At 52.0% G+C, this 18,603-nt stretch carries 16 protein-coding genes; 7 read left to right on the top strand and 9 right to left on the bottom strand.

The annotated features are described in order from the left end of the window. Nucleotides 1-21: 21 nt before the first annotated feature. Nucleotides 22-360, bottom strand: a complete 339-nt coding sequence (locus SH668x_RS15805; RefSeq protein ID WP_437186034.1) for an STAS domain-containing protein — start codon at nucleotides 358-360, stop codon at nucleotides 22-24. A 364-nt stretch (nucleotides 361-724) separates the two neighbouring features. Between SH668x_RS15805 and SH668x_RS15800 the strand changes: the two genes are divergently transcribed. The 4 genes from SH668x_RS15800 (at nucleotide 725) to SH668x_RS15785 (ending at nucleotide 5,301) form a co-directional block, all read left to right on the top strand. Next, nucleotides 725-1,516: an HpcH/HpaI aldolase family protein gene (locus tag SH668x_RS15800; RefSeq protein WP_437186033.1), complete on the top strand. Its 792-nt coding sequence runs from the start codon at nucleotides 725-727 to the stop codon at nucleotides 1,514-1,516. Between the two features lie 324 nt (nucleotides 1,517-1,840). Continuing rightward, the gene (locus SH668x_RS15795) at nucleotides 1,841-3,541 is read left to right on the top strand and encodes a hypothetical protein (protein ID WP_437186032.1); all 1,701 of its coding nucleotides are present in this window, start codon (nucleotides 1,841-1,843) and stop codon (nucleotides 3,539-3,541) included. Nucleotides 3,542-3,813: 272 nt separating this feature from the next. Next, nucleotides 3,814-4,644: an enoyl-ACP reductase FabI gene (locus SH668x_RS15790; protein WP_437186031.1), complete on the top strand. Its 831-nt coding sequence runs from the start codon at nucleotides 3,814-3,816 to the stop codon at nucleotides 4,642-4,644. Between the two features lie 78 nt (nucleotides 4,645-4,722). Continuing rightward, on the top strand, nucleotides 4,723-5,301 hold the full coding sequence (locus tag SH668x_RS15785) for a hydrolase (RefSeq protein WP_437186030.1): 579 nt from the start codon (nucleotides 4,723-4,725) through the stop codon (nucleotides 5,299-5,301). A 30-nt stretch (nucleotides 5,302-5,331) separates the two neighbouring features. On the opposite strand, the gene SH668x_RS15780 is transcribed toward SH668x_RS15785, so the two are convergent. Next, on the bottom strand, nucleotides 5,332-6,636 hold the full coding sequence (locus tag SH668x_RS15780; RefSeq protein WP_437186029.1) for an alpha/beta hydrolase family protein: 1,305 nt from the start codon (nucleotides 6,634-6,636) through the stop codon (nucleotides 5,332-5,334). Between the two features lie 718 nt (nucleotides 6,637-7,354). On the opposite strand from SH668x_RS15780, the gene SH668x_RS15775 reads away from it, so the two are divergent. Then, nucleotides 7,355-8,284: a hypothetical protein gene (locus tag SH668x_RS15775; protein ID WP_437186028.1), complete on the top strand. Its 930-nt coding sequence runs from the start codon at nucleotides 7,355-7,357 to the stop codon at nucleotides 8,282-8,284. Between the two features lie 17 nt (nucleotides 8,285-8,301). Then, a complete protein-coding gene (locus SH668x_RS15770) occupies nucleotides 8,302-8,991 on the top strand; it encodes a TIGR02117 family protein (protein WP_437186027.1) in 690 nt (229 codons plus the stop codon). Nucleotides 8,992-9,112: 121 nt separating this feature from the next. Here SH668x_RS15770 and SH668x_RS15765 read toward each other — a convergent pair whose 3' ends face one another. Next, complete coding sequence (locus tag SH668x_RS15765) at nucleotides 9,113-9,931, bottom strand: glycerophosphodiester phosphodiesterase (RefSeq protein WP_437186026.1); 819 nt, start codon at nucleotides 9,929-9,931, stop codon at nucleotides 9,113-9,115. A 122-nt stretch (nucleotides 9,932-10,053) separates the two neighbouring features. Beyond that, complete coding sequence (locus SH668x_RS15760; RefSeq protein WP_437186025.1) at nucleotides 10,054-11,172, bottom strand: Gfo/Idh/MocA family protein; 1,119 nt, start codon at nucleotides 11,170-11,172, stop codon at nucleotides 10,054-10,056. A gap of 225 nt (nucleotides 11,173-11,397) precedes the next feature. On the opposite strand from SH668x_RS15760, the gene SH668x_RS15755 reads away from it, so the two are divergent. Next, the gene (locus SH668x_RS15755; RefSeq protein WP_437186024.1) at nucleotides 11,398-12,423 is read left to right on the top strand and encodes a ThuA domain-containing protein; all 1,026 of its coding nucleotides are present in this window, start codon (nucleotides 11,398-11,400) and stop codon (nucleotides 12,421-12,423) included. Nucleotides 12,424-12,499: 76 nt separating this feature from the next. On the opposite strand, the gene SH668x_RS15750 is transcribed toward SH668x_RS15755, so the two are convergent. The 5 genes from SH668x_RS15750 to SH668x_RS15730 all read right to left on the bottom strand — a co-directional run bounded on the left by SH668x_RS15750 (nucleotide 12,500) and on the right by SH668x_RS15730 (nucleotide 18,313). Next, nucleotides 12,500-13,081, bottom strand: a complete 582-nt coding sequence (locus tag SH668x_RS15750) for a hypothetical protein (protein WP_437186023.1) — start codon at nucleotides 13,079-13,081, stop codon at nucleotides 12,500-12,502. 137 nt (nucleotides 13,082-13,218) lie between these two features. Next, on the bottom strand, nucleotides 13,219-13,758 hold the full coding sequence (locus SH668x_RS15745) for a hypothetical protein (protein WP_437186022.1): 540 nt from the start codon (nucleotides 13,756-13,758) through the stop codon (nucleotides 13,219-13,221). 90 nt (nucleotides 13,759-13,848) lie between these two features. Then, on the bottom strand, nucleotides 13,849-15,114 hold the full coding sequence (locus SH668x_RS15740; RefSeq protein WP_437186021.1) for an outer membrane protein assembly factor BamB family protein: 1,266 nt from the start codon (nucleotides 15,112-15,114) through the stop codon (nucleotides 13,849-13,851). 321 nt (nucleotides 15,115-15,435) lie between these two features. Continuing rightward, nucleotides 15,436-16,914: an aldehyde dehydrogenase family protein gene (locus SH668x_RS15735; protein WP_437186020.1), complete on the bottom strand. Its 1,479-nt coding sequence runs from the start codon at nucleotides 16,912-16,914 to the stop codon at nucleotides 15,436-15,438. 181 nt (nucleotides 16,915-17,095) lie between these two features. Next, nucleotides 17,096-18,313: a hypothetical protein gene (locus SH668x_RS15730; protein ID WP_437186019.1), complete on the bottom strand. Its 1,218-nt coding sequence runs from the start codon at nucleotides 18,311-18,313 to the stop codon at nucleotides 17,096-17,098. Nucleotides 18,314-18,603 lie beyond the last annotated feature (290 nt).

Here is an 18,603-nt window from a genome sequence, read left to right as displayed (position 1 = left end):
TCTGCGAGCCAGCTTCACTGGTCAATCTTTCTGAATCGGGACTTCGTACACTTCCATTAGCCGGTTCAGGTGAGTGATTTCCAAAACCTCGCGAATGTCTTTCGACGGGTTGTACAGGTGCACTGAAACCCCGAGTTTGCGAAGTGATGCAAGCACCCCGAGAAGACCGCTTGGTAGCAGCATTACACCGGTCAAGTCGAAGGCGACGACCTCACACTGTTCGTTCTCAATCAGCGCGAGAAGTTCATCTCGACAGCCCGCGACATTCACATCGAGCAGGACGTCCCGTCCACCAAATCCGACCACCGTCGTCGGACCGGTCTGATAAACTTCGAGAATGGGATGTGCGGGAGCACTCATGAGTCAGTACTTTCAAATGGTTGATCTAAAAACTCGATGAATCTTCAGCCGCCTTCGAGATGAAGTGCGGGTGATTATATCTTTTTTAGTTTTATATAACACGGCGTTGGTCAATGACAGGCGTGTTTTTGTAATATTTTTGCACAAAATTCACGGTGGACGGTTTTGATATCGAGATATTTGCCTCGGTGGCGGGGTCAGTCCAATGGCCCAATCGACTGAGGGGACGGAAGCAATTGCTGTGCTGGAAGGTCTGGCTAGCCGCTAGACACGACGCCTCGATCGAAGCAATGTGTTTTCAGTAGATGATTTCTGAAACAATGCATATGATCAGATAAAACACGTTGCCCCTGAGGAGTGTCCAATGCATCACCAAGACGATCGATCGCGTTCGATTAAATCGAGACTGGCCCGCAAAGAACGATTGAACGTATTTGCTCTCGGACGGTCTTTTCACCCGAATATGGTCGAAATGTTCGGGCTTCAGGGCGGCTTCGATGGATTCTGGATCGACCACGAGCATGGCGGATTCACGATCGATCAAATCGAATCAGCCGCCCGCGCTGGCAGGGCCTGGAATCTCGACAGTTTTGTTCGAGTCGCTCCGACGGATTACGCCACTGTGACTCGCGCGTTGGAGTCTGGTGTCGGAGGGGTGATGGCTGCGCAGGTTTTCTCCCCCGAGCAAGCAGAGCAGTTTGTCCGATGGAGTAAATTCGCACCCCGCGGAGAGCGAGGACTCAACGGTGGTGGTCATGATGGTCAGTTCGGCCTTCTCTCGATCCCCGAGTTCTGTCAGCAAGCGAATCAAAACTCCTTGGTCGCGATTCAGATTGAAACCGCAGCTGCGGTCGAATGCTGCGAAGAAATTGCTTCAATCAGCGATGTCGATCACCTCTTTTTGGGGCCTGCAGATCTCAGTCAGGCTTATGGCATTGCTGGAGACATCATGCATCCCCGCATGGTCGCAGCGGTCGTGAAGATCGCGAAGAGTTGTGAACGTCACGGTAAGACATTCGGAGCAGTCACATTCAGCCCAGAGCATTCAGCGATGTTGGTCGATCATGGTTGCAGTTTAGTCTCCATGACGACGGACGTGAAAACATTTCAGGAAGGGATCAAGGCGATCAAAGAGAAATTCAAACCCCTGTTTTAATTTGATCTTTCTTTGAAAGTGTCTCAAGTTTGCATGCCCGCTCCGCCCTGAGTCAGGAATGTGCAAACAAATTGGCATCGCAAGGAACCCGACTAGTCAAAAATTAACGGGAAGTCGCGAAACCATTTACTGTTCGTCATGGTATTCTCTTGGTAAAGCTTGCCGATTTGACATTTTCCCGATACACCTGAGAAAATCAAATCATGTCTCTGGAGAATTGAATCACATTTCTCCAGCAACAAATATCTTTGTGTTGGGATCAATTGCCCGTTCGCATCACAGGCAGTTGGCCAACGCGACATAGCCGAAAAGGATACCACGAAGATGAGGTTCAATCGTCTCTTGCGAACCACCGCGATGCTGCTTGCTTTCGCAGCCTCAGTCGCAGTATCGCCAATTCGAGGGTATGCAGCGGACGAAATTACCGCAGCACAGCGTCTACCCGACGGAGTTCTGCTGTACACTACGATTCCGAATGCTCCAAAGGCATATGAGAGCTTCCAGAAAACGGAATTGAGCAAGCTCTTCCACGACCCAGAGTTTGACGCTTTCAAGAAGCAGATTGTCGATAAAATCGACGAAGGGCTGAAGAAAGCCGAAGAAGAGATCGGACTCAACCCGGCTCAGATTTGCGGTTTGTTTTCTGGCGAAGTGAGCTTTGCTCTCGTTCGTCCAGTCGGCGAGTCATTGGCTGGAGTTCTGTTCATTGACATCGGGACACATCAGGATGTGCTCGAGACGCTGTTAGCCAAGGCAGAAGAAGCTGACAAAGACGAGATTTCCGAGAAGTCTACGGAAACAATCGACGGTGTTGAAGTCACGACTTACACCATCGACCACGAAGACTTTGACGAAGGGGTTACAATCTCTTACTTCGTCAAAGATCAAATCTTTGTCGCAGCTTCATCTCTGTCTGTCCTTGAAACGGTCATTGATCAATGGGGTGGCGACGGCGAAGAAACATTCGCCGACAACGAAGTGTTTGGCGAGATTATCGAGAAGTGTACCACTCCAGGAAGCTCGGACACCGCATTCGAGTACTACATCGATCCTGTCGGCCTTCTCGCGACGGCACTTTCAATGAGCGAGCAGACTCAGATGGCTGCCGGACTCATCAATGCTCCAACTTTCGGACTGAACTCCCTCAAGGGAATGGGTGGAGCGATCGAGTTTGCAGTCGAAGACTACGATTCGATCAGCCGTTCCATGATTTATGTTGACGGCCCACCTTCCGGCATCCTGAAGATTTTTGAACTTCGCCCAACCGTTTCCGCTCCAGCGGACTGGATTCCAGCCAATGCAAGCCAGTTTGGTGCGTTTGACTGGAATATTCAGGGGGCATACCAAGCAATTGAATCGATGTACGATTCGTTCTCGGGGCCGGGCAAGTTCGCTCAGATGGTTGACGGCTTCTCGCAGCAATCCGGCACCAATTTGCACATTAAGAAGGACATTATTGACGTCCTGACCGGAGAAGTTCAGTACCAGATCACTCCAGGTGCATCGGCAGAAGACGTTCTTGCAACAGTCGCTCTCGGCGTCACAGACGAAAAGAAAGCCCAGAAGCTTCTCGATTTCGTCGAAGGACAGAATCTGAATGCGAAGAGCGAAGACTTTGAGGGAGCGAAACTCCTGAAGTTGACCGAAGAGGGTGACCAGGGTGCTGCTGTCGTCAAGAATAAGAGCATCATGATTTCGTCGAAGGAATCACTTCTGAAGACCGCACTGTCATCAACTCATGAAGCTCCGTTGAACAAGTCGGCGGAGTACGAAGCAGTCAAAGCCAAGATTCCAGCCAAAGTCAGCCTGCTGGCTTACCAGAATCCAGTGGACCAGCTGAAGCTCGGCTACGATAAGGCACGTGAAGGCGAATTTGATAGTCTTTTCGAAGGAAATGTCGACTTCGGATTGCTTCCTCCATTCGAAGCTCTTCAGAAGTATCTCACTCCATCGGCCTCTTACATGGTTCCAGACTCAGAAGGTCATGGATCATTGGGGGTTCAGTTCTCTCTCAAGCGTAAATAACGGGTTGGTTTGAACTTAAGTCGCCGCCCACTGAAACCGAATGTTTCAGTGGGCGGTTTTCATATATCTACTGAGCGTTGATAGTCTGGGTAACTTAGTCGTGTTACTGGCTGCAAATCCCAGTGCCTGAGTTCCCAGGAAAAGCGAAGCCGAAAACGGGAGTTGTGTTCCCGGCGTGATATGAAACGTCGCGGCCCAATTGCCCAAAGTCTGGTTGTCCATTATCGTTCAGCAATTCAGGTTAACTGCATCTTCAGGAGTAAATACGGATCATGGGTTTGTTCACTGGAAAGAAGGGAGTCGTCTTCGGCATCGCCAATGATCGCTCTATTGCCTGGGCGATTACTCAGGCACTGCACGCGGAAGGCGCCGAAATGGGGTTCACTCATCTGCCGGACAAAGATCCAGCACGCCCCAAGAACGAGAACAAAGTCCGCAAACTCGTCGAACCGCTCGACGCCAAGTTCGTTGTTCCATGTAACGTTCAAAGCGACGAAGAACTCGATGCAACGTTCAAGATCATCGAAGAGCAGTTCGGCCAAGTCGATTTCATCCTCCACAGTATCGCTGGAGCATTGCCTGCAGACTTGACCGGTCCGGTTTACGCCTGCAGCCGCAACGGTTTCCATTTCGCAATGGACATCAGCGTTTACAGCTTGCTCGCGATGACTGACCGCGCCCGTCCTCTCATGACCAATGGTGGTTCGATTCTCACGCTGACCTACCTTGGCGGTGAGAAAGTGATCCCAGGCTACAACCTGATGGGGCTTTGCAAATCGGCTCTCGAAAGCAGCGTCGAGTACATGGCCAGCGAAGTGGGCAAGCAGAACATTCGTATCAACGCGATCAGTGCAGGTCCTCTCCGAACCGTGAGTGCCAGCGGTGTGGGCGACTTCAAGAAGATGCTCGAGCTGTACGAGACGTTCTCACCACTCCGTCGCAACATCTCTGAAGATGAAGTTGGTAAGACGGGGATGTTCATGCTGAGCGATTATGCTTCCGGCATCACAGGTGAAACACTGCACGTCGACTGCGGATACCACGTCATGGGTGGTCCTCCGTTGGATGCATTCGGTGAGTCATCCGAATCATCAGCGTCGTAAGACGTCACGTCCGATTCAGGAATGCGGGGGATGAAAGTCCCCCGCTCTTTTTTTCAGCATTGTTTCTGAGATGCCGCCATGTCTCACGCTGCCTACTCCCGCAGTTCCGAACTCCTTTCTGCAACTCGCAGCCGTCTATTGGTTGTTGATATGCAGGAGCGATTTCAGTCGGTGGTGCCGGAATTTGATGTCGTTCTCGACAAGTGCATCAAGCTGACCAAGGGGGCCCAATTGCTGAACGTCCCCGTCAGCGTCACAGAGCAATATCCAAAGGGGCTGGGGCCGACAGTCGCTTCGTTGGCCGAACTTGTCCCAGAGCGGGTTGAGAAGCTTCGTTTTAGCTGCGCTGAGTGCCTCGACTGGGTCACTCAGTCAGGAAGACTTGACGGTCGGGATCAAGTTGTCATCGCAGGGATTGAAACGCACGTCTGCATGACACAAACGGCGCTCGACCTGCTGGCAGCGGGATTCAATGTTTACTTGGTCGCCAACACTTCGCGGAGCCGAAATCCCGATGACCACGAACTCGGTCTGAAGAGAATGTCGGATGCGGGAGTGAGACTGGTAACGATGGAAATGGTGCTCTTCGAGTGGGTCGAAGTCGCTGGTTCAGCCACGTTCAAGCAGATCAGCAATCTGGTGACAGGGCGTTCATAAGGACCTGACGTCGGTCCTGGATGAATGAGATTACTTCTTCTGAAGATTGATATCGGCGAAATCGAGAAACCGAGCCCAGTCGTACTCCGTCAGGTCATGCTTCCCTGACCGGATGTGATAACCGATGATCCCTGACTGAAGTGGCTGATCGACTTCCGGTGAGATCTCTGGTAGACCGTCTCCTCCCATCCCTGAGGTCCCTAAAAAGCGGTAGACCGGATCAGCAAATCGTGCGGCCAGGAACTCACCCTTAGGGTCGGCCCACTGATCATCAAGGGCGCTCGCGATGTAGACGGGGCGGGGGGCGATCAAGGCGATGAGTTCATGCTGATCAAAGGGGAGTTCCGCCTCGCGACCGTTGTACTTCTTGAAGTTCTCGCAGAACCAATGCGGAAACGCATGGTTGATTCGCCAGACTGTTTCACCATATTCCCTGCGGCTGATCGCCGCTCCGCCACATCCGGATTCATTTGAAATTGTCAACGCAAACCGGGGGTCATTCGCGCCTGCCCAAAGAGCGGTTTTTCCCAGTCTGGAGTGCCCCATTCCAGCGATTCGGTTTCCGTCAATGTCTGAATCCATCTGGAGATAATCCACACCGCGACTCATGGCCCATGCCCATGCACCGATCGCTCCCCATTCATCCGCAAGTGGCTTGGATTGGTTTGAGCTGTAAAATGCGGGGTGAATTCCGTTTTGAAACTGGTCATCGAAATCTGGATCGATATCCCCGTAGTAAGCGGTCGCCACAGCGTAACCACGATCTATGATCATGGGAATTGGATAGCGGGACTCGTGGCTGTTTCGACTCTCTTCTGTTGCCTGATGATCCACAACTCCAGGGATCCCATTTGCCATCCAATTGGGGTTCAGTCGGACTTGAGGGTCGGCAGTGACGGAATGATTCCCACGGAAGTTGAGGCCCCAAAAAACCGGGGCAGGCTTCGAGTTTTTAGGAATGTAGATCAGCATCGTCATCGTGACGGGCGTTGGCTTTTCGACGAGCGTTATCTCAACTTCCTTGCGGATTGCTTTCCCATCTAATGCCTGTTCGTCTTGGGAAAGTATCTGATATTTCAGTTTCTCCGGGGCAGGTGGGAGCTTGCCATACATTTGTTCTGCGAACAATTTCAGCAATTCCGGACGACGCCGTTCGAACCAGTCCTCAGCGGTCTTCACTGGAGTTCCATCAGCGAATGTCAGCGGATCTGGTAACTGGTAAGCGGAAACTTTGGATTCATCCGTATGGGTCGGCGGTGAGTCTGCCATCGCAAGTCCAGCCATGAACGTAAGGAGTGATAAGAATTGAACTCTCAGCGTCCAGTGATTCACCATTTAGCAACCCTCGCTTTATTTCTCTGCGAATCTCTGTATTTCACCTGCTTGACCAAACGGATCGACGCCTCAACCAAAGGAATTGATGCCGATTCCCCGGAGCATTCAATCGCTGCCAGACGCCAGATATTCAATCAGATGAGTTATCTGACAAACGGACGAATCTATCGTGACCGTTTCGTTCTGAATTTACCAGTCACCCCGACTCGCTGATCGCTTCCGTCTCAGCTGGAACGATTCAACCTGCAACCCTGAGAGACTGTGATTGAATCGAGCGCGCTCCCAGGTATTGTCGATTCAATCCGAATACCTGCGTGATACTTTGGAAGCATGTTGCCAACTGAGGAGGGCGTGAGTGGAGTGTTGGATTGAGGGGGAAGTGGTCACTGTCAGAATTGCAGAAGGAAATTGCAGCGAGTTGACACAGCGACAGCGCTCAGCACGATTCGTTCTGGGGTTCAACAACAGGTCCTTTATTGAGTATTCACTCGACCTTCAGGTGACGATCGAGAGAGTTCAACTTGAATCAGTGACTGGCTGATGAACTTCTTTCGGGCAACATCTGCGAGTGAACCGACCGTTTTACGGCATTTCCATTTCAGTCGATAAGAGTGCTATATTCAGGAACGGGGGAATGAACCGATTCACATAACCTGAAAGGACTGTTGCCATTACTGCTCCGGGCAAGACACAACTCTGGCAACCGATTGCCACGCTGATGTTTCTCACGATGGTCACTCCTGAACTGGTGACCGGAAGCACTCCCCTCCACGCGTTTCTAAATCCCATTACACTTGTCTTTCTGACGCTCGGTTATGGGTTACCGGTTCTCTTGATACGCGAGTTTGCGTGTCGTCGCCAAATTGGTTTAGGAGGTCTGATTCTTTGTGGAACAGCATACGGGATCTTTAACGAAGGCGTCCTCGCAAAGACGCTGCTGCTCGAGACAGGGACTCCCATTAGGCAATTTGATGGCTACGGGGATGCGATTGGAATCGGGTGGCCCTGGGGGACGTTCATCAGCATCTGGCATGGGTTTGCCTCAGTCGTTTTTCCCATTTTCTTCACTCACTTTTTCTTTCGAGCAGTGAGTGTACAAGCCTGGCTACGAACTACACGATCGTTTTTCCTGCTGAGCCTGGGACTCGTCGCATTGGGGAGTCTGGTGTTCCTTTCAGATACTCGACGTGATGGAATTGTCGGAAACATAGAGCAGCTGATCGCGCTTTACGGCATCATGGTCCTTCTAATGGGAGCGTCGCTGCTGTTACGGCGCGGTTCCCTGACATTGACAGGAAGGCCATCGCTTCTGGCGGGCATTCTCGGAGTGAGCGTTTTCGTGCCAATGATGTCTCTTTGCTATGTTGCAGAACACAAAATGAATCTCTGGGTTTTCTACGGACTGTTCGCTTTATTTCTGGCGACGTACACGACGATCCTGATTGCCAACGGGTGGAACTCGTCCCCGGCACTGCTGTCGTTTGCATTTGGGTGGTATTTTCAGACCGCTGTGGTTTCCATTGTGGTACTCTCGGGAAATCCATTATTCGCAATCGGGACCGCGATCGCTGATGTCTCACTCTTGATCGGCCTTCGTTGGCTCGTCAGCCGGAGTGTTCAATCGAATTTGCTCGAACAAGTCCATTAGTATGCCAGAGGTGAAACGTGCGAGTTTCTCTGAATTCGGTTATTGGACGATGGGGATTTCGAATCGGAAAGTGGACTGCTTACCTCTTTCTGTTTTACGTCGGAGTCATCCTGATTGGGCTCATCCCTGTCAACAACGACTTTACCCCCACCCCGGATGGAATCGAGATCTTTATCACGTCCAATGCTGTTCACTCTGATATCATCGTTCCCGTGACGAACGCTGTTTTCGACTGGCAAACTGAACTGAATCCAGACTGGTTCCAAACGAGTCCCACTCGATATTCCCACATCGCCATCGGCTGGGGAGATCGGGGTTTCTTTCTCGGAACGCCGACTTGGAACGACCTCAAGTTCTCGACCGCGTTCAATGCACTTTGCCTCCCGTCGCATACTTGCTTACACGTTGCGTTCACGTTCCCGCAGGTCGAGAGCAGGGCTGTTTCTGTGAAAATCTCCGCTGATCAGTACAGCGAGTTGGTCGAGTTCATCAGGGGATCATTTCAGCGGGATGAGCAGGGGCGAGTGATTCAGATTCCGGGATATTCCTACGGCCAGACCGACGCATTTTTCGAAGCCAAGGGGAGCTACATCATCTTCAACACGTGCAATTCGTGGGTGGGGAACGCACTGCGCGTCAGCGGCGTTCACGTTCCGTGGCAAAGCACACTTCCCAAAACACCGACCCTCTATCTCCCAAGATCGTAATGCGTGGCGAAGACGCCTACATGAAGAGGTCTCGTCATAAAAAAAGAGCCTCCAGAATTTGTTTCTGAAAGCTCTGTTTATGACCGTCACCACGCTTTGGGCCGGCAATTTTCAACCTGCATTACTCGGGCAATTTTCCCTGAAACTTGAGCACTGCCATGGGGATGTCGGTGCAGATGCAATCGACTCCCAACCCGACAGCGAGGTGATAATCTTCGAGATTCCGACCGGGCCACCCGTTCACTTTGAGTCCGGCCTTCTGGGCCTCTTTGACCATCGCGCGGGAGGTTCCTTCCATGCGAACTCCGATTCGTTTCGCTCCGAGAGAGACCGCCTTTTCCACGAATTCAGGAGTGCAGGCTCCCCCCGTGATGTAAAGAATATCCGCTTCTGGATGATTCTTCTTGATAATCTTGAGAGGGCGATCGTCGAACGAAGTGAAGGTGTATATTGACTTCTCTGGTTGCCTGGATGTTCCCAGATCGTAAATTTTCTGGCAGTACGTTTCCAGAATTTCCGGAGTGTAAACTTCGGGTTTGCTGGTCTTCATTTCGAGTTCGAGATAAACACCGGGTTTATCCGCGAGGTAATCGAGAAGCTCTGTCAGGAACAGAAACGACTCCCCTTTTTTCGTTTTGATCTTCCGGACTTCTTCGGCAGTCTTGGTTTCAACTGGACCGGTTCCTGCGTGCGTGCGATCCAGGGTGTCGTCGTGCAGAACGACCAGTTCGCCATCCTTGGTCATACGAACATCGATTTCAAACCCGCGAATTCCCTTTTCGTAGCATGTGCGGATTGCAGAGAGTGTGTTTTCCTCGTACTCAAATGCTCCCCCACGGTGGGCATAGACGAGCCCTTTTTCCTGAGCAACTGCAGTTACTGGGATCTGACTGCACAGTCCCAAAATGGCGATACCAGCCAGCCAATTCACTAACTTCATTTCAGTCTTTCAACTCGAGAAGGAGGCGTTTGATTCTGATGCAGTTGGCCCGCTTTACAAACAATCCTGTCTGTGTCGTCAACCCGCAACCCACTTGGCCTGAATTCACCGCTTTTTAACAGTCATTTTTTGTTGCCGATTGTCTCCATACCGGAAGCGAGTAATACAGACCGCTGCACATCAATTTCCTGTTGATAACGATTCGGGATTGGCATGTCACCACGTACAACGCGAGCCAGCTCATCTGCCTCTGCGATGTACCGATCGAACCGCGGGAATGTCACAGTTTGGGTTCCTTTCTTGAAGTCACCTTGTGCGGTCTCCAAAGTGATTGTTGCGGATGGATTGTCTAATGGTTGGATCGAGAAAGTTCCTTGAGTTCCACAGACGACAAGATGCCGTCGTGCAAAACCGTCGACTTCCAATCCTGTACTGACAATCGTGGCTCTCGCCTGTGGATAATCGAACACTGCAAGGCAGTTGTCGTTCAATGAATCATCGAATTTTCCCGAGTGCTTCAAGTAAGAGTGGATGCTGTCGGGCACTCCCAGAATTCCGACGACCAGATCGACCAGATGGCAACCCAGCTCGAACATCGTTCCGCCTGTGAACTCGGAGAAGACCTTGCGGAAAGTCGGATCCACGACCTTACTCATGACGGCATGGATCTCGAAAACGTCTCCTAACCATCCCTGCTGAAGGAACTGATGGAGCAGTTGAACAGCCGGGCTGTACCGGTACATGTAACCCAGCTGAACGAACAAATTCCGCTGCTTTGCGATGTCAATCACTTCCTGCAGTTCTGGAAGTGAAGAGCCGGCGGGCTTGTCCAGATGAATATGTTTGCCAGCCTCCAATGCAAGTTTGGAATACAGAAGAAGATCGCGGATATCCGTTTCGATTAACACCGCATCCAGATTTGGACTGGAGAGAAGCTCTTCAACCGAGCAATGCTTCAGATCCCCGTATAAGCGGGACGACTTCATCATCTCATGTTGCTCAGGATTCGGCTCTGCGACCCCAACGATCTCGAATTCGGAATGGTTCTTGAACACTTGCAGCTTGTTCGCATGCCCGTGTGTCACACCAATCTGGCCAATACGGACTTTTCGCTGGGGGCGATCTTTGCCAACCGCGTTCTGTGAACCGACCGCGATGGATGTCAGTCCCAAGCACCCGGCCTTCAATGCGACCCGTCGAGAAATCGACTGCTGGCTCGAAGAAGAGAACAGTTCGAACATGGGGCAATCACTTTCCGGAAGAATTGCTGCAATGAATTGAGTCAGGACGGAATTCGAGGACCAACGGACCACAGGGTGTTGCAGGACAAATTTAACTTCATTACAACAGCTTCCGTTGATTAGTCCTGATTCAGCTTCGTGAGATCTCCGGATTCGATGGATTCGAATTCATACTGGGGAATTTCGTGTGGCGAATTTCCATGAACGATACACTGTGGAGTCCCAATGAAGCGATCAAGACTGGCTCTAATTCTGTGTTCCGTGTTCATTTTCACCTCCGCTGTACGGGCTGACCATCTGGTCTTCGAGGGGGAATCGGGGATCGGCCATGGGAAACACATTGTGTTCTTGGCGGGCGATCATGAGTATCGTTCCGAAGAAACGCTGCCTGCGTTGGCTCGAATTCTTGCGAAGCACTACGGCTTTAAAACCACTGTGCTTTTCAATGTGGATCCTGTCACGGGTGAAATCGTTCCGGGGAATAACAATATGCCCGGGACAGAGGCTCTTGAAAACGCAGACCTGATGGTGATGATGTTGCGATTTCAGGATTTCAGTCCAGAACAAATGCAGCCGATTGAGGACTACTTGCACCGTGCTGGACCTGTCGTTGGGCTGAGAACCTCGACACATGCTTTCAATATCCCCAAGGGAAAACAGTATTCCCGCTACTCCTACGACTATGATGGGGCGGACTATCCGAAGGGGTTCGGACGACGAGTACTCGGGGAGACCTGGGCAGGTCACTACGGAGACAATCACCGCATGAGCACGCGATTGGATCTTGTCCCAGAACAAAAGACTCATCCAATTCTCAAGGGAGTAGTCACTCCCTGGGTACAGGCTGGAGGGTATTGGACAGAGCCTGAAGCTGACAGCACCATTCTGGCGTTGGCGCAGCCGCTCGAAGGGATGACTCAGGATTCCGCTCCCGCTGAAGGAAAGCATCCTTGCCCCGGAGCATGGACGCGCACTTACGAAGGAGTCGATGGGAAACAGGGACGTGTCTTCACAAGCACCTACGGGGCCTCTGTCGATATTCTCAACGACGACTACAGGCGAATGCTTGTCAATGCCTGCCTGTGGGGGCTTGGTTTGGAAGACGAGATCAAACCCGAGTCCGAAATCGCTTTCGTCGGCGCATATCACCCGGTCAAGTTCTCGTTCGACGGCTATCGCCGTGGAGTGAAGCCGCTCGACATGGCGGGTTGGGATACCCCTATCATGAACCCGGTACACCCTACAAAATGAAGTCGCTTTGACTTCGTGAATTCAGCAAGATCTCAGGCCCGAGCAATCAACTTTGTTCGGGCTTGTTCATTGGGTTTCAGGTTCTTTCGCCTGAATCTTCAAAATTCAGACTCCCTTTGTTGAGGGCTTTCCTTTGCTGCTCTTCCTGCTCCTGTTGCATGGAAACTTGAATGAACTGCTGAGCGGCTAGCTGCAATCGGACAAACTCTTCCAGATCAGCAGAAGCTTCTGTTCTTGAAGATGAAACCATGTCGAAGATGTTCCGACCGATTTGCAGTGGGGTGAAGAGCAGCCCCCATGGAAAGCACCACAGGCCGAAACAGACAGTGTAGCCCAAACTTTTCAGCCGCGAGACTCTGGCGCATGACGGGCAGCAAACATGCGTCTGGCTACCATAGGTCGACCCGAGGAAGTAAGAGAGCGCCCAATGCGACTTGTGGCAATCGACTGGGCCGGACCCGCCACATCGCGGACAGTCTCCCTCAAAAACCAGCTGGACTTGTTCGGCCAGCACCTCGGGAGGGATCTCGCGAGCCAGAGATTTGATGATGACGCTGTCACGGTTCTTCTTGAGGCAAGCCTGCTTACAAAAGCGGAGGTCGTTAAACGTGACACCCCCAAAAACGATCGACGCTCCACACCCATCGCATTTTGCCATCGAAAACACAACTCCCGAAGCAAGAACGTTTCCGCGGAATTCGCACCCAAATTTAGTATAGCAGGGTGAGAAGCATCATGAATGGAAATGTTGATCTGACATGGAAGCAAGATCGTGACACCGACGACGCTACGTGTTCAGTCTGCTGCGATGCCCGAAAATTGCTGAATTTCCGCCACGAACGCCTGTCGCTCATTGTCGTTTTGAAATGCATTTGCAGGAAGCACTAAACCACTCCCGTTGTTGAACACCATGAGCACTCGACCCTCTCGGACAGCGAGGTGTGTTAATGTTGTCCAGTTGTAAACTACGGTTCCGATCTCATCTGTTCCGGAGATTCCTTCTGCAGAAGTCGTCACGGATTTTGGACTGTAGACAGCAGCAACTTCTTCACTCTCTGCCATTGCTCGAAGTCGACGACGGACTGTTCGCTTCGTCATGAAGAGATAAATTGGAACAGCAAAGAAAGGGCCGAGCAGCATTGGCCAGATTTCCTTCGCTGTTTCAATTGCAGGCTTCTCTCCGCCGAACAGCGCCATGATGGGCAGAATTGAAAGTACGATAAAACAGAGTGCTGCTCCGCGAATTGTCGATTGACGATATCGCTTGTCCGTGGAGAGGTAATAGTTTTGGAACGCCAGAAAATCCTCAGCTGTGAGGCTGTATTCCAGTTTCATCGATCGCACTTTCAACTTGATTCAAAGAAGAAGCCAGTGGACTCACCACTGGCTTCCGGTCACCCGATGTCAATGTTAGCAGCTGGTTGATCACAACTGATAGCACATGAGCTTGTCCTGCTCACGCAGATACAATTTGCCATTCACCACAACAGGATGCGACCAGCTCTCACGCTCCTGATACTCAGGCTTGAATGTTCCCTTGAGCTGGTAGGCTTTGGGGGTTGCATTGATCAATGCCAACGTCCCATCCTGGTAGCGGAAGATCAACTGATCGTTTACTGCTGTAATGGCCGCCGAGCCGTCTCCAACCGGGCGAATATTGCCACCCCATCTGACCTTTCCAGAAGGAACATGCAGGCAGAGAGGGAATCCTTTGTTGTGCTGATGCCCGGTGTAGATGAAATCGCCAAACTGAACCATTCCGCCATGGTGATTCTGGAAAGTCTTCGCATCGAGGAAATATTCCTCTTCCGCCTTCACAACATTTCTGACCTTCGAAATCTTCAGCAAGGCGGCTCCAGTCCCGTATCCGCTACTCGCGAAAACAAAATTTCCAAAGCAGATCGGAGTAGGAATGTTGGCGACATCATTGGCGACTTTGTCGTATACCCACAGGAATTTTCCGTCGCTCGCCTGAACGCCGATGAGGCCCCTGCCAATCAGCTGGACATACTGCTTCACACCAGCAGCATTGGAAATCACGATGGACGAATAGCCAGCTCCATCTTTTCCTCGTTCTCCATTGTAAGAGAAAGGTGATTTCCAGATGACATCGCCGCTCATCTTGTCCAATGCGACCATCATGGCCTGATCGCCACCGGGAGTGCAGACGACCCGGTCACCGTCGACGAGGGGAGATTCCGAGAATCCCCACACGCTCATCATCTTTCCGTCCCATTCTGATTCGAAGCTGTGCTTCCAGATGACGTTGCCATCTTCCGTATTCATGCAGAAAATCTGCCCATCGGAGGCAACTGCATACAGGCGATCGCCATCGATCGTCGGGGTGCAGCGCGAGCCTTCGTAACCGTGCTCTGGCGCCTTGCTTGTCATCGGAGTAGACCAGACGACTTTCTGGCTGGGGAGGTCGACGCAAACAACCTTCTGTCCCTCAGCGGTATTCCCCGTTGTGTACAGACGATCGTTGACGATCGACATGCTCGCATAACCCTGGCCCATCCCGTCGATCGTCCACAGGTGTTCGGGGGCTTTCTTTTCCCAGTCCAACTTCAGGCCGGGATCAACGGCTTTGGCGTCGCGGTCTTTTCCACGCCATTGTGGCCAGTCTTCTGCCAACAACGGAGCTGAAAAGAGCATGGCAGCTACACCAGCAGTCAACAGTTTTCGACGCATCGTCAGCCTTCCTGAATGTGATCGTTGGACAAGGACGAAAGGACAAATGGCACGGTCAGAGGAATCACTGGTCTGACTTACCGGTCACTATAACCCCAACACTGCTCGAATCCAAATGTTGAAATGTTGACGACAACTGCAGGTGCGGGCGTGAACTTGGGGATGCGAACGATATAGAAAGGGGAGATGTCCACAACGAGGAACTTCTGGACGCCGGAGCTACATCCGTAGAACAAACGAAAAGGCAGGCAACACTCAAGTTACCTGCCTTTTGGTTTTGCGAATCGAAGAAGAAGATCGCTGCTCTCTTGCAGAGAGCGACTATCCCAGATTCATTGTCACGGTCTTGTGCTCCGTGTAGTTGGCCAGTGCTGCTTCGCCGAGTTCTCTTCCGATTCCGGAGTGTTTGAAGCCACCGAATGGAGCAGCGGCATCGAAGACGTCGTAGCAGTTCACCCAGACGGTCCCTGCCCGCAAGGCGGCCGCGACGCGGTGAGCCTTGCTGACATCTTTCGTCCAGATCGCTGCAGCCAGACCGTAGTTGGTTTTGTTTCCTCGGGCAACCACTTCGTCGATGTCATTGAACGGGAAGACGCTGAGAACCGGGCCAAAGATTTCGTCGGTGGCAATGTCCATGTGATCCTTCACGTTGTCGAAGATGGTCGGCTCGATAAAGAAGCCTTTGTCACCAAATCGATTTCCGCCCGTCACACAGTCGGCACCTTGCTTCTTTCCTCGATCGATGTAGTCCATGATCTTGTTGAACTGATCACCATCAATCTGTGGTCCCTGAGTCGTCGCAGCATCGAACGGATTTCCGAGCTTTCGCTGCTGGGCGCGATTTGTCAGCTCCTTCACAAAATCTTTGTGAATGGACTTTTCGACGAACAGGCGGCTCCCCGCACAGCAACACTGCCCCTGATTAAAGAACAGGCCGAATTCGGCTCCGTTAATCGCCGACTCAATGTCTGCATCATCAAAGACGATATTCGGGCTCTTGCCACCGAGTTCGAACGTCAATCGTTTGAGAGTTGCAGCCGACTCTCGCATGATGATCTGACCGGTTTCTGTTGAGCCAGTGAACGCGATTTTGTCGACTTCCGGATGCCGAACCAATGCAGCCCCCGCGTCGCCGAATCCTGTGACGATATTGATCACGCCTGCTGGAATTCCGGCTTCCATCGCCAGTTCTGCCATGCGTAAGCAGCTCAATGGAGTCTGTTCTGCTGGCTTCATGACGATCGTGCAGCCACAGGCAAGAGCTGGTCCCCACTTCCATGCCACCATCAGAGCAGGGAAGTTCCACGGGATAATCTGGCCGACGACGCCGACAGGTTCGCGACGCGAGTAGCAGAAGTAATTTCCGCGGATCGGGATGGTATCGCCCGACAGTTTGTCCGCCCAACCGGCGTAATAACGAATGCAGTCAATGACTCCGGGTAAGTCACCGTTGAGGGCATCGAGAATCGGCTTACCGTTGTCGAGTGTTTCCAGGGCTGCGAGTTCTTCGATATTCTCTTCGAGGAGATCAGCCAGCCGGTACATTAAGCGTCCGCGGTCTCGGGCATCCATCTTGGACCAAGGACCGGTCTCAAAGGCTCGACGAGCAGCCATCACCGCTAGGTCGACATCCTTTTCGTTCGCACGAGCGACATCAGCAATCTTCTCTTCGGTCGCTGGGTGGAATGTAGCGAACGTTTCGCCGCTGACAGAGTCCTGCCACTTCCCGTCAATGAGCAATTGAGTTCGACGGACTCGGGGTGGGGCGTACGTCGACTTGGGGGCGGATGCAACGGACATGAAGAACTCCTTGGACAATCGAGCGTAAATGATCGGCAAAACGTAATGCGTTTGACCTATTCTCGATTGAACCGCATTCAGCCTCGCAGGTCAACCGGTCCGATCAACGCGAACTGGTTTGACTGGGAACTGCCGGGAGATCGTTCCGTATTGTACAGAATTTGGAGTGGCACCGGCAAATTTACTGCCGGCGAGCTTCTGGAAACGCGTACGAAGAGGATTTTGGATTGACGTTGATCACTTCAGTCGTCGGAGAGAGATTTGCGGGGCGACCAGAGTCCGGTGCTGATTTATCTCTCAGCATTCGCGGACGGAAATCTTCTCCTTCAGAGCTACCAGATTCGTTTTGTGAAGCCTGAGCAACTTTCTCATTGGACATCGCGGAAAGTTCAGTTTGGCGGACGCTTCGCAATGGTCGCTGAATCGCAGGGAGAGGGTCAGGACTCAGACGAGAAGAGGTGGCTTTGACAGGTGTCTCTTCTTGAGGACTTTGTGAACGGATGACAACATTGTTGTTCTCACCGTAATTCGCCAGAGGTGCATCAGTCAGATCAGCCTGATGAGCGGCAACGGCAACGCGTGCTGTCGCTTCTGTAGCAGGAGTTTCGTTGCTTGCGATGCTGGTTCCAATTGGCTGCAGTGGAGGCGAGCCAGCCAGAATCCATTTCGACCAGTACTGCTCGAGTTGTGCGACGCTTTCGTAACCGTAGTTCCGTTTGATCGCTGCTTCCCAACCGTTTCTGTGAGCGTCTTCAAGAAAGTTCATGTAGACGCGGCGTCCGTCCTCACCGCGAAGTCCAACCAGAAACGATGCCAGTGAGAATCCTTCTGCATACAGCGTCAACACGTCCTGCATATCGGCAGGGTATTCACGAATTGCAAGCAGATCCTTCAGTGGAATTTGTTTGGGTGTGTTCATCACACGGTTGAGGCGATGAATCTGTTGGGCCTGTTCCGATTCGTGTTCAATCAGCGAAGCTGCCCCTTCATCCGCCCAGCGTGGCATGGGGCGACGGAAATGCGATGCAAAGATGGTGTGATTGACTTCGTGCGGAATCACGGAATCGAGGATTCGCTCGAGAGAACCTTCCACCTGCATCTTCCAACCGTAGACTTCACCATTTTCAAAGGTGAAGGTGGTCTGTCCGCCGGCGCCGCCGTTCGTCACCTGTACGGTGATCGGGCAGGGGTGAGACCAGTTGTTGGGAAGTGCCTTGCCCAGCCACTGGATTGCAAGCTCATTCCGCCAGTATTCGGCGCAGTTTGCAACCCGGCGAGCGACATCATCCGACGTGGCCGTGACAACGAAATTCGCTGTTTTGTACGTTGCAGCCTGAGCAGCAGTGGTCAGGAGACAAAGGGCAAGAAATGCCCCGACTCTTTTGGCTATTGCTTCCATGCACTCAACTAACCAGATGAAGGGATGTTGGAAAGTAACGAGTAGCTAGCGATTCCGTGCTGACCTACCCACAACCTTGTCACAGCAAGGGCTGGACCAAAACCGGCAAGATCTGCTGGTCTTAACGGCGGGACTATACCCAAGACCTTGAAATGCGGCAATATCTGCCGGAATGGAACAGTTTCACAAAAGCGCCAGGTCAATTTCGACACGTGTAAAACCTACAAATGAGTGACGCTAAATCCCGCAACTCATTGCAAATCTTGCACATAAAACCGGCAAGCTGATGT

The organism is Planctomicrobium mucosum, from assembly GCF_051466335.1.
Classification (GTDB): domain Bacteria; phylum Planctomycetota; class Planctomycetia; order Planctomycetales; family Planctomycetaceae; genus Planctomicrobium.
This window is presented reverse-complemented; position numbering and strand designations above follow the sequence as displayed.

What these genes read in the sequence shown, in the direction of transcription:
- SH668x_RS15805 (WP_437186034.1), bottom strand. Translation starts at nt 360, where the DNA reads ATGAGTGCTCCCGCACATCCCATTCTCGAAGTTTATCAGACCGGTCCG.
- SH668x_RS15800 (WP_437186033.1), top strand. Translation starts at nt 725, where the DNA reads ATGCATCACCAAGACGATCGATCGCGTTCGATTAAATCGAGACTGGCC.
- SH668x_RS15795 (WP_437186032.1), top strand. Translation starts at nt 1,841, where the DNA reads ATGAGGTTCAATCGTCTCTTGCGAACCACCGCGATGCTGCTTGCTTTC.
- SH668x_RS15790 (WP_437186031.1), top strand. Translation starts at nt 3,814, where the DNA reads ATGGGTTTGTTCACTGGAAAGAAGGGAGTCGTCTTCGGCATCGCCAAT.
- SH668x_RS15785 (WP_437186030.1), top strand. Translation starts at nt 4,723, where the DNA reads ATGTCTCACGCTGCCTACTCCCGCAGTTCCGAACTCCTTTCTGCAACT.
- SH668x_RS15780 (WP_437186029.1), bottom strand. Translation starts at nt 6,636, where the DNA reads ATGGTGAATCACTGGACGCTGAGAGTTCAATTCTTATCACTCCTTACG.
- SH668x_RS15775 (WP_437186028.1), top strand. Translation starts at nt 7,355, where the DNA reads ATGTTTCTCACGATGGTCACTCCTGAACTGGTGACCGGAAGCACTCCC.
- SH668x_RS15765 (WP_437186026.1), bottom strand. Translation starts at nt 9,931, where the DNA reads ATGAAGTTAGTGAATTGGCTGGCTGGTATCGCCATTTTGGGACTGTGC.
- SH668x_RS15760 (WP_437186025.1), bottom strand. Translation starts at nt 11,172, where the DNA reads ATGTTCGAACTGTTCTCTTCTTCGAGCCAGCAGTCGATTTCTCGACGG.
- SH668x_RS15755 (WP_437186024.1), top strand. Translation starts at nt 11,398, where the DNA reads ATGAAGCGATCAAGACTGGCTCTAATTCTGTGTTCCGTGTTCATTTTC.
- SH668x_RS15750 (WP_437186023.1), bottom strand. Translation starts at nt 13,081, where the DNA reads ATGGCAAAATGCGATGGGTGTGGAGCGTCGATCGTTTTTGGGGGTGTC.
- SH668x_RS15745 (WP_437186022.1), bottom strand. Translation starts at nt 13,758, where the DNA reads ATGAAACTGGAATACAGCCTCACAGCTGAGGATTTTCTGGCGTTCCAA.
- SH668x_RS15740 (WP_437186021.1), bottom strand. Translation starts at nt 15,114, where the DNA reads ATGCGTCGAAAACTGTTGACTGCTGGTGTAGCTGCCATGCTCTTTTCA.
- SH668x_RS15735 (WP_437186020.1), bottom strand. Translation starts at nt 16,914, where the DNA reads ATGTCCGTTGCATCCGCCCCCAAGTCGACGTACGCCCCACCCCGAGTC.
- SH668x_RS15730 (WP_437186019.1), bottom strand. Translation starts at nt 18,313, where the DNA reads ATGGAAGCAATAGCCAAAAGAGTCGGGGCATTTCTTGCCCTTTGTCTC.